The organism is Photorhabdus sp. S10-54 (genome assembly GCF_963878145.1).
In the GTDB taxonomy this organism is placed as follows: domain Bacteria; phylum Pseudomonadota; class Gammaproteobacteria; order Enterobacterales; family Enterobacteriaceae; genus Photorhabdus; species Photorhabdus kayaii.
In genome coordinates this window covers 1-8,499 of the sequence record NZ_CAWNXG010000076.1, presented here as the reverse complement: position 1 = coordinate 8,499, position 8,499 = coordinate 1, and the positions used below count along the sequence as shown (strand labels likewise).

Annotated in this window: 8 protein-coding genes and 1 pseudogene; all 9 read left to right on the top strand. The window is 48.1% G+C overall.

What is annotated here, in order from left to right:
* The coding region (locus AACQ83_RS22710; RefSeq protein WP_146747937.1) for a type VI secretion system Vgr family protein at positions 1-911 on the top strand (911 nt) is incomplete at its 5' end.
* Positions 912-921: 10 nt separating this feature from the next.
* Positions 922-1,932 (top strand): DUF4123 domain-containing protein, encoded by a 1,011-nt coding sequence (locus tag AACQ83_RS22705; RefSeq protein WP_112879729.1) that lies wholly within the window; start codon positions 922-924, stop codon positions 1,930-1,932.
* A 17-nt stretch (positions 1,933-1,949) separates the two neighbouring features.
* Positions 1,950-4,562, top strand: coding sequence for a T6SS effector BTH_I2691 family protein (locus AACQ83_RS22700; protein WP_112879728.1), 2,613 nt, complete (start codon positions 1,950-1,952; stop codon positions 4,560-4,562).
* Entirely contained in the window at positions 4,559-5,548 is a 990-nt protein-coding gene (locus AACQ83_RS22695; RefSeq protein WP_112879727.1) for a putative type VI secretion system effector, read from the top strand. Before AACQ83_RS22700 ends, AACQ83_RS22695 begins: the two co-directional genes overlap by 4 nt.
* A gap of 203 nt (positions 5,549-5,751) precedes the next feature.
* Positions 5,752-6,150: a hypothetical protein gene (locus AACQ83_RS22690; protein WP_240000903.1), complete on the top strand. Its 399-nt coding sequence runs from the start codon at positions 5,752-5,754 to the stop codon at positions 6,148-6,150.
* A 26-nt stretch (positions 6,151-6,176) separates the two neighbouring features.
* On the top strand, positions 6,177-6,485 hold the full coding sequence (locus AACQ83_RS22685; protein ID WP_240000902.1) for a hypothetical protein: 309 nt from the start codon (positions 6,177-6,179) through the stop codon (positions 6,483-6,485).
* A 69-nt stretch (positions 6,486-6,554) separates the two neighbouring features.
* The gene (locus tag AACQ83_RS22680) at positions 6,555-6,830 is read left to right on the top strand and encodes a PAAR domain-containing protein (protein ID WP_192881084.1); all 276 of its coding nucleotides are present in this window, start codon (positions 6,555-6,557) and stop codon (positions 6,828-6,830) included.
* Positions 6,830-8,002, top strand: coding sequence for a hypothetical protein (locus AACQ83_RS22675; RefSeq protein ID WP_112879726.1), 1,173 nt, complete (start codon positions 6,830-6,832; stop codon positions 8,000-8,002). The genes AACQ83_RS22680 and AACQ83_RS22675 overlap by 1 nt, the downstream gene beginning before the upstream one ends.
* Positions 7,995-8,499: pseudogene (locus AACQ83_RS22670) on the top strand (ImcF-related family protein); the annotation flags it as partial. The gene AACQ83_RS22675 and the pseudogene AACQ83_RS22670, both read left to right, overlap by 8 nt.

The following is an 8,499-nucleotide window of genomic DNA, read 5'->3' as shown; positions in this document are numbered from 1 at the left end:
GCAACGTCCTGCGTACCCCGGCGAATAACAAATTGCGGATGGACGACGAGCGCGGTCGGGAACACATCAAACTGAGTACTGAATACGGCGGTAAGAGCCAGCTCAACCTGGGGCATCTGGTGGACAGCCAGCAACCGCACCCGGAGAAACGGGGTGAGGGCTTTGAGCTGCGTACCGATGACTGGGGCGCGATCCGGGCCGGGAAAGGGTTGTTTATCAGTGCGGATAAACAGGCCAACGCGGGGGGAGATGTGTTGGCAATGCAGGCGGTGTTGTCGGAACTGGATGCGGCCCTTCAGACTGCGGCGGGATTGCGTTACGCCGCTGAAGCGGCGAAAGCGGAGCTGGCGGATATCGAAGTCCAGACCGCATTTATGGATCACACCCTCAAAGAGCTGCAACAGCGAGCGCTGTTACTTTCAGCGCCGTCAGGCATTGCTCAGGTGACACCGGGCAACTTACAGCTTTCTGCCGGTGAAAATCTGATAACGACGGTTGGCCGTGATGCGGATATGAGCATCACCAAGAAATTCCGGCTGGCGGTGGGTGAAACCCTGAGTTTATTTGCCAAAACCCTGGGTATGAAGTTGTTGGCCGCCTCCGGCAAGGTGGAGATTCAGGCCCAGACCGGTGGGATGGATTTACTGGCCCAGCAGGCGCTGCGCCTGGTCAGCCAGGAAGATACGGTGACGATATCCGCTAAAACTGAACTGCGGCTGGAATGCGGTGGCGCTTATATCTCGCTGAAAGACGGTCATATTTCGTTTGCCGGCCCGAAGAATGCCCGGTTTCAGTGCGATGTTTTCCAAAAAGCAGGCCCCGCCAGTCAGAGTTCAACCCTGACATTGCCTGACCGTTGTGCGTCAACGGAAGAGCATGTGGCAACTGCTCACGATAGCGTGATGGAATAAGGAATATCTGATGACTCAGATTCAAATTGATTACGATTTTTCTGCTAATGTTATAGACAAGCAAAGAGTCTGCTTGTTGGCTGACTTGCATAACGCGTTTACCCAACAGGGTGGACAGGGGCTGCTGCTGGTTGATCCGGCGGTTTTCCTGAATAGCCGACAGGATGAGTTGCTGCCTGCGGCAATCCTTAACCATCAGCCTGCCGCTATAGCGATCCAGATAAAGCATCCCCGTTTTGAACCCCGTTATTCTCCCTGGTTGATACCGCTGGATATTAATCGGTCTGAGGATGCTCACATGCTGGAGTTGAGTATTACGCAAGCATTGCAGGAATCCGATCCGGCAGAGTTGATTGCCGGACGAGGTCGGATGGTTTGTGGCTGGCTGTTCAGTTCCCATCCGGTATCCGCGATTGCGCAACATCTCGGTATGACGGCGGTACAAACCTTGTCATCGGTACGGCAAATCGTGCTGCGTTTTTATGATCCGACAGTGAACAATGCCTTGTGGCCGTTGTTGGATACCTGGCAACGTTCGCGTCTGCTGGGGCCGCTGACAGACTGGTACTTGATCGACGGTGACGGTCAGTTACTGCACCGGGACAACGCTAAATCTGCGGCGATGCAATATACCTTCTCACTGGCGTTGTCCCCGGAAAACGTGCAGGAAATGACCTGGTCAGGTCCGATGAACCGGGCACTACGCCGCTATCGTCAGGCACATCGCAATCAGTTACGCCGGACAGAGTCCGAAGCGTTGGAGATTATGTTGGCTTTACTGCGCCGGGTCACTGAACGCTATGCCTTTAATCATATTCGTGATCTGGAGGCGTGTGCTTTGCATAGCTTGCTATACCACCCGGAGATCGATTTACACTCCCGGATACAATCCTTGCTGTCCGGTGAGGAGGGTAACAGTACCCGTGGTTATGCTGATCGTACAGCCGGATTGCCAGAAAAAACGTGGCTGGCACTGGCTCGAGAATGTTGTCATCCCAAAACTTCCATTATTCCTTCATAAAATAAGGAGATACAGTCATGAATCGACCATTATGCAAAATGTGTGAGGCAACCGGCCCGGCGCTGTTGCCGGTACGCTATTCGGTGGTTCCGGATAGTATCCATGAAACCTTGCCGGAGTGGGCAGAGACGCCGTTTCCCTTGGCTAAAGGCTACCATTATGCGCTGCGTGCCTTACGGCAGGGTTTTTTATATGTTTATTATTGCAATGCCGGGATATTTGCTCAGGAGAGCTGGGAGACATGGAGTATCAGCGAGGACGGGGCGCTGTGGAAGCAATACAATGCGCCTTTTGGTGTTTTCCCTAAGAAAACCGCGAATTGTCATGCCCCGACACATCAAAGCACCAATGTGGAGTTTATCGTATTGCAGGATATTGCACTGCGTCAGGATACCTGGCTGGCCTTCTCGCCTTCGGCCTGGAGTCCGGAGACAATACAGTATTATCACGATCACCCCGACGCGCGGGAAAAGCGGATGCAGTGCGTGAAATCCTGGCAATGGCGAGGGGTGCAGGAAGGAGAGGGGATCAGCGAGGTCACGGCAGACACCCTGAATACGGTGATGGATTACCACCCGGTAGATATGTATTGCCCCACCTATCTTTTGCCTCATAATCCTACAGCAGCCCGTATCAGCCGGACAATGGAAGAGGCGCCCTACTATGCGTTTACGCCTAATGCGGTTGGCCCGCAAGGCACCCTCTATCCATGGAGCCGAAATCGGGCAGGGAGTGCGGACCTCACGGTCAGAGCCATGCAAAGACGGGGAGCGGCAGCGGATGGTTCTCCGGTCTCACCGGTATTGCTGGCTTTGCACGATCCGATAGGCATTGCTCATGAACTGGCCGGGTGGAGTGATGATATCGCCGGCGAGCACGCCACATGGCTGAAAGAGTTGTCGATTGAGTTTATGACCGATAGTTCACTCAACGGTGTAGAGAATCAACTGCATCAATTGAAAACAGCGCATTCAAAAGAGAAGGCGGAGCAAAACTTCGGCATGATCGCGGCGATGACGACCGGTCATGCTTCAGCTCAGAACCTTGCCCGGCTCAAAGAGGATGTTGCCCGTAATACGGTCAAATTGGGTGAAGAAGCGTTTGCCAGCAGTTGGGAGAAATACACGAAAGAGCTGAATCTGGCTAAACGACAGGCATTTAACCAAAAGTATGCCGATTTTTGTACTGAAGTGGCGAAAAAGCTGGAGCAACTGGCCCAGTTCAGGGTGAGTTGGCTCCAGGAGAGTCGGTTTATCACCTGTTGCCGGGATTTCTACTCAACCCGGCTGGCGGATAACCTGAATTACCGGGAAGCGGTGGACTATGCCATGGCTTCACTGAATGTGACTGAAACCGGCAGCGCATTTTTAGACCGCTTAATCGACCAGTATTCAACCTTATCGGAGAGCAATATTGTCTGGCGCTCGTTACTGCTGAATAACCCGGATGTGATGGCGGAAATGAGCGGATTTTTGCAACAGATGTCCATGAATAAGGGGGATGTGAAACCCGCAAACATTGAAAAATTTATGGACATTGTGTCGTCATTGAGCGGGAAACTGGCCGAGGCTTACGATAAGGCGAATGAAGCGCTGGAAAAACCGCCGGCGGCCAACAGCTCGTTTGCCCGTGCAATGCTGCATTGTGACCGGCGACTGGTCACGCTGGGTGACCGGTTCTTTAATTTTACCCGTTTAGGGAAAGTGCTGAACAGCCGGAATGAAATGCTGAGTAAAACGCTGTTCTCGGTGATTTCCGGTGTGCCGTTTGATCAGGCGGTTGAACTGTCGGTATCCCAACTTAAAGATGGTAATGCGTTCAGGCAGCAGGTGTTGAAGGAGCTTAAGGCATCGGGATCTGAGAATCGAATAAGGACAAAGAATGAATATCAGGATCGGTTTAAAGAATTTACTGAAAGTGCTGAAGGAGAACCCGCGTTAAAGAAATCGCGGATTAAATTACTGGTTTTGATTTTCAATGGGTTAGAGTTTTCCAATCAGTTAAAAGAGAGTAAAGGGGATACAAAGGGCCATGCCCAAGTGACTACCGCGTTTTTAGGCACACTGAGTACGGCGATGGAGATTGTAACGCCGGCAGTTGAGCACGGCATAAAAAATATGGCGGCGACTGACACGATTAAGTTTATTGGGGCGAGTGCAGGCACAGTTGCTTCCGCATTAAATCTGGGGGTGGATATCAGTGACGCGGTCTCTGAATGGTCAGGCCGACGACGCTGGCAGTTTATTGGGTTAATTGGTTGCAAAATTGGTGCTGACATTGGCGTGATGGTAAAAGTATCCGGTGGGTTGTTGGAAATATTGCTAAGGAAACAGCTGACGAATGGCAATGTTATTAAAATCATCTTAGAAAGACTGGGGTCTTTGGCTGCTGGCAGGCTTATTGGTTTTCTCGCTAGCTGGCAGGTAATGGTTGGTATTCTTATTCTTGAGTGGCTGGTTTCATTATTTGTAGATAATCAGTTACAAAAATGGTGCCGTAGCTGTGTGTTTGGTTTAGAGCCGGATGGTGATCTGAAATCAACCCAATTGATTGATCCTGAATCACAGCGAAATACGCTGTATGAAGAACAAAGTAAAAACTTTGCTGACGCAATTAAGGTGATTTCATGAATACCTGTCAGATGTTAAAAGATGCCATTGACTTTAAGGAAATAAAAAGTCAGAGAAAAGATATTGATATTGTTATTAATGTAAACCGGAAACATGCTATTGAATTTCCTGATAGCCGGGAAGAAATGGAAAAGGAAATAATGTTGCTTCAGGCTAAGATTCCTGTACTGGATGCCATCTTAGCGAAAGAACCGCCGCCGTCGGAATTACCGCCGCGTAAGCCATTAATCAAAGTCAGTGGGGTATTGGAAGAATTCGAGACACTCTGTGTCATGGGTTATTTTACCGATCGGGAATATGATCCCGAAGAATTTGCCTGCCAAGAGGAGCGTGATCAGTTTGGGGCGTTATTGTTTGCTATGATGGGCAATAGCGCAGCAGCAGCAGCGACTTCACAGACGAAAGAACGACGAGCTGATGCATGTCATTTTGTGCGGGGAAAAATCAACGGTATTCCTTTTCATGGTTGGTTAGGGTTGACCACCGTGAAAATAGGTGACTACGTTGAATTAGCTGTGACAGAGCAGGAAGAGTATTATGCTGTCTATGCGTTAGCAAACCCTGAAACCCGAGTCATTTCTATTACTCCGCGTTGTAATAAAGGGATCCGCTCAAAGGCAAAAGACGAAATATTTTATACTTGCTACATATTCCTTGCTGTTATTGTTGTTTCCCTTACTGCCGGGCTTTTTTTTGTTAAAGATCATTTTTGGGATGGAGCAGAAATATTAATTTTATGGTGTGTGTTTTTTTCGGTTTCACTCTCTCCCTATATGTACTATTTGAGTATCAAAAAACCGTTTCCGTCAGTTAAACTGGCTCAGGATATTTTCACTGTATTGGATTTTCCTAATCCAGAGAATATCAGCCTTGAGAAATTAACTGGAAAAAGGCTTAAGGCGATGAAATCAGAGCCATTGGCTAAGGGTAGCGAAGATGTATTACCGGATAAATATTGTATCCTGAGTCATCTCTATTATTACTGATTCAAATAATGACTAGGTAAAAAGCTTGATGTTTAAAGATATTATTTCTTTGATCAGATTGGTTGAAATTCTGAAATCAACCTAATTGATTGATTCTGAATCGCAGAGAAACTTTGAAAAAATCAGCGGCGAATTATCGAAGGTAAAGTGTTATCTAATACTATTCGAGTGATAGGTAATTTTGTGTAAATTGAGGTTTTTTTATGAAACAGATCTATAAAATGGTTTTCGTTGGTTTTGCCATTAATGTATTAATATGTTTGGCTTCACTGGCGGCGACCAAGGTACTTTATACCGGTTATGATGATCTTTCTTATCAATTACAAAGTGTGGTTGATGAGTTATTTATCGTGGATAAAGTGCTACAGGTTTTCATTTTCCTGCAAATTGTTAATTTATTATTATCAAAATGCCAAAGTATGCAAAAATCAGTTCTTTTATCGTGTCCAGTGTTTTTCCATTGGGGGTGGTTTATTTTATCGGGTGTTTATTATCTATTCAACGCGTGGCACTTTCTTCATTTTCTGAGTGTGAGAATAATAATACAATCCCAGATAGAGCGGTTTGTTTTTTACGGGACGAGTATCGATACAAAGCGTTAATTTGGAGCGGCGGGGCTATTTTACTCTTGATTAAAGGCTTAAGTAGTACGTTTATCACGATGGCGGTGATGCATTATGTCTCATATCGTAAAATAAAACATCGTTATTTCTTTGCCGAGAAAGAGGACGGTTTTTTATTAACTCCGACCGCTTTGAGTAAAACGATTTTTTTGCCTTATGGGTGTATTGAACAGGTTGAATTACGTAAAAATAAAATGATTGTTTCCGTTAAGTCAAAGGAAAAAATCGACATAGTGTGTTCAACGAAATTTATTGATAGAGCAGAGCTGGAAAAAGTCGTTAATACGCTGTCACTGGCGGCGTCAAATAATTAGGGTGATAAACAGTAGTTATTGCCGCTCTTGAGATGTGAAAAGTTTATTCTTAATTATACCGGAGTCATTATGTTTGAAGGCATTATTCGCCTGGGTGATAAACTCAGCAGCGGCGGAGAAGTGATTTCCGCTTCTTCCTCAATAGAGATTGACGGTAAAAAAGCTGCGTTATTGCATGATGTAGTCAGTTGTCCGCTGGAAGGGCATGGTATTAACCGTATTGTCAAAGCCAATGTCAAATTTATATCGGATGGCAAGCCGGTGGCTTTTGATAAAGCCCTTTGTCAATGCGGTTGTTATGTCATTGCCAGTACATCGAAAATGGGTACCGGAGGGGAAGCGTGATGACCTGGGAAATTCCGGAACCGCATGTTGTGCACCGGCCAGCGTCATTGAACTGGTCACTCTGGTGGAGACTGTTCAGTCTGATGTGTTTTGTTGTCGTGGTAGCCGCCAGTGGTTTTTGGTACGTGTTTGAAGATCCCCGTAGCGTGTTCTACGCCGTGGTTGCGGTGGTAGGAACCGCGATGGTGTTCGGATTGATAGCCGGTTGGCAGTTTTTTCGTTACGGCGTGGAATTGGAGCAGGCGGAGCTACTGACGCAGGAAAATGCCTTGCAGGAAGCGTATTGGCAAGCGTGGGCTTCACAGGGCATGAAGGTCGTGGATTATCATGCGGTTTTTCCGCCTGAAGTCCCGTCACCGGCGGACAGTGCGGTGTTAGTCAATGGCGATAGTCCCCTGGTCTTACCACCTTTCCCGGGGTATACCCGCTTGTTTGAAGAGGTGTTAGGACCGATGCGCCAGAGTTTGCTGAAACATGTTACTCGCCGTCAGTTGACTCTCTATTTCCCTTTACCGGTCGCAGAAACCGTTTGGCATCAATTCTGCCAGATTTGGCAAAAGCTGGGGTTTTCGTTGTCGCAGTTACAAGGCCCTGTTGTGCTGAAACCGGATTATGCCAGTCAACTCAATGACTGGCTGGTGACGGAAAGCCAGGATCTGATGCTGATAATCACATGGTCGTGGGAAAGTCCCGATGAGCGCAGCAGAGCCAGTGATGGCGCAGTAGCCTGGTTATTAACAGCATCGTCTTCTAAGCTGCCGGCAAAATGTTGTTTGTATCGTACAATGACGACAACGCCTGATGATGCTCAACGGGATATCGCCCGGTTTCTGCATTATCAATGCCCGGCTGTCACGGCGGGGACACTGTGGGACAACGATGCTGATCCCGCCATAAAAGATCGCTTATTTATCCAACTGAATCAAGTATTGACATCTTCGTTATCACCAGAAGTGACGACAGCACCGGTCATGCCGGATCACCAGTGTGTGAGCCACTGGCTGGGGAAATCAGGGGATTTTACCGACTGGTTTACCCTGACGCTCGCTATGAGAATGGCGGAATATCAACATGTCCCTCAGCTTTTTCTGCTTTCTCAGAATGCTACGTTACAACTGGGGACGGTCTCCCCAGTAAACCCGGCGATAACATCAGGAAATTCCTATGTCTAAAGCGTTTATTACCCGTAATCTGGGGGTGGGGTTGATAACCCTGCTGATAGCACTGGTGTCAGGTGGGCTGCTATATCTCCGAGGGGATCAGTTAGGATTAAATACGCTAGCATTCAAGATAGTTGTCTGGATAGTCAGTATGGTAGGCGTCATCTGGTTGTTAAACCTGATTCGTGACGTCAAACAGGGGACACCCCCACAGAAAGTGCCTGTCAACGCCAATGCCTTCAGAGGAAAAGCACTTTCCTCGGAAGAGCCGTCTTATTTTTGGGCGCTGAAAAGCCGTGTTCGTCGGCGCTATGGTTATTTCTGGCGTTTTAAAGTGCGAATTTTACTGGTGACAGGTAAAAAGGCGCTCGTAGAAGCGATAGCACCGGGGCTGACGACGCAACACTGGCTGGAGGGCCATCGTACGCTCCTGCTGTGGGGCGGCAGTTTGCAAACTGAACCCGATGCCGCGCAACTGGCGGCCCTGCGTCGCTTGCGCCGTTTCCGCC

Excerpts from the sequence above, each read along its gene's own strand:
- AACQ83_RS22700 (WP_112879728.1), top strand. The coding sequence starts at position 1,950 with ATGAATCGACCATTATGCAAAATGTGTGAGGCAACCGGCCCGGCGCTG.
- AACQ83_RS22680 (WP_192881084.1), top strand. The coding sequence starts at position 6,555 with ATGTTTGAAGGCATTATTCGCCTGGGTGATAAACTCAGCAGCGGCGGA.
- AACQ83_RS22690 (WP_240000903.1), top strand. The coding sequence starts at position 5,752 with ATGAAACAGATCTATAAAATGGTTTTCGTTGGTTTTGCCATTAATGTA.
- AACQ83_RS22695 (WP_112879727.1), top strand. The coding sequence starts at position 4,559 with ATGAATACCTGTCAGATGTTAAAAGATGCCATTGACTTTAAGGAAATA.
- AACQ83_RS22675 (WP_112879726.1), top strand. The coding sequence starts at position 6,830 with ATGACCTGGGAAATTCCGGAACCGCATGTTGTGCACCGGCCAGCGTCA.
- AACQ83_RS22705 (WP_112879729.1), top strand. The coding sequence starts at position 922 with ATGACTCAGATTCAAATTGATTACGATTTTTCTGCTAATGTTATAGAC.